The following is a 1,187-nucleotide window of genomic DNA, read 5'->3' as shown; positions in this document are numbered from 1 at the left end:
ATCTTCATCGTGCCCCGCCTGCGCGGCGCGGGCCCTCGCCACGCCACCCAGGGCGCCTATGGCGCCAACTCGGCGCGTGAAGGAAACCAGGCGCAGCAGCAGCCCATGTGGCGCCAGGCCGCCGCTCCCGCTGCGGCCCAGGCAACGGCTTCCACGGCGGCCCCTGCCGCCGAACTGCCCGCCGCCGGCGGCGATGGCAACTGGTATATCCCAGGCGACTTCAACAGCACCGAGTTCCTCAAGCGCGCCAAGCAGCAGTTCGTGGAAATCCAGGCCATCTGGGACAGCGGCGATACCGACCGCCTGCGCGAGTTTCTTACCGACGACCTGATCTCCGAACTGAAGCAGCAGTTGGCCGAGCGTGGCGCCGCCACCAACAAGACCGAAGTGGTGCTGCTGAACGCCGAGATGCTGGGTATTGAAACCGTGTCCGACGGCCATCTGGCCAGCGTGCGCTTCTCGGGCATGCTGCGCGAAGCCCCGGGCACCGAGGCGTTCCGTTTCGAAGAAGTCTGGAACCTGTTCAAGCCGGAACAAGGCGGCTGGCTGCTGGCCGGCATCCAGCAGATTCCCGTCGAGTACGCCAGCTGACGGGCACCGGGCGCCTGGCGGCGCCCGGTTCTCCCGGGGCCTGCCGCCGCGGCATCCGGCCTTGCGGCGCCAGCTCGCAGGGCGGCCAAGCCCCCGACCCGGTACACTCCGGGTTTATCCGTTTTTTTGGGCTGGGCCCGCGGTTTGGCGGGCAGGCCTGGCATCCATGCTGCCCATTTCCATTCTGCCCACACCTGCGCGGCTGCTTGTCCGTGCGCTGAACACGCTGCTGGCGCGCGAAGCCTGGGCGCGCGAGCGCCTGGCCCGCCATGCCGGCAAGACGGTGCGTTTTGCCGTGGGCGGCTTTGCCGGGGGGCTGGCCATCAATAGCGAGGGGTACGCCGACCAGGCCGACCAGGCCGTGGTGCCCGACGTGACGCTGACCGTCGACCCCGCCAAGCTGAACCCCCTGCGCCTTTTGCCCGGCCAGGAACGGCCCGATGTGGCCGAGGCCACGCACATCGAGGGAGAAGCGGCCCTGGCCCGCGTGGTGGCCGACCTGGCGGCCAACCTGCGCTGGGATCCCGAAGACGACTTGGCGCGGGTGGTGGGCGACATCCCCGCGGCCCGCCTGGTGGCGGGCGCGCGCGCGGCTC

Annotated in this window: 2 protein-coding genes; both read left to right on the top strand. The window is 70.3% G+C overall.

Translation table 11 applies throughout. The annotated features are described in order from the left end of the window. On the top strand, positions 1–591 hold a 591-nt coding region (locus tag LPZ50_RS24965; protein WP_230665513.1), incomplete at its 5' end, for a Tim44 domain-containing protein. Between the two features lie 166 nt (positions 592–757). Then, a partial coding sequence (locus LPZ50_RS24960) for a ubiquinone biosynthesis accessory factor UbiJ (protein ID WP_230665512.1) occupies positions 758–1,187 on the top strand: 430 nt, incomplete at its 3' end.

It is taken from the genome of Bordetella petrii (genome assembly GCF_020991325.1).
Taxonomy (GTDB): domain Bacteria; phylum Pseudomonadota; class Gammaproteobacteria; order Burkholderiales; family Burkholderiaceae_B; genus Bordetella_A; species Bordetella_A petrii_E.
Note: the sequence above shows the minus strand (reverse complement) of the source record. Positions and strands in the feature narration are given on the sequence as shown.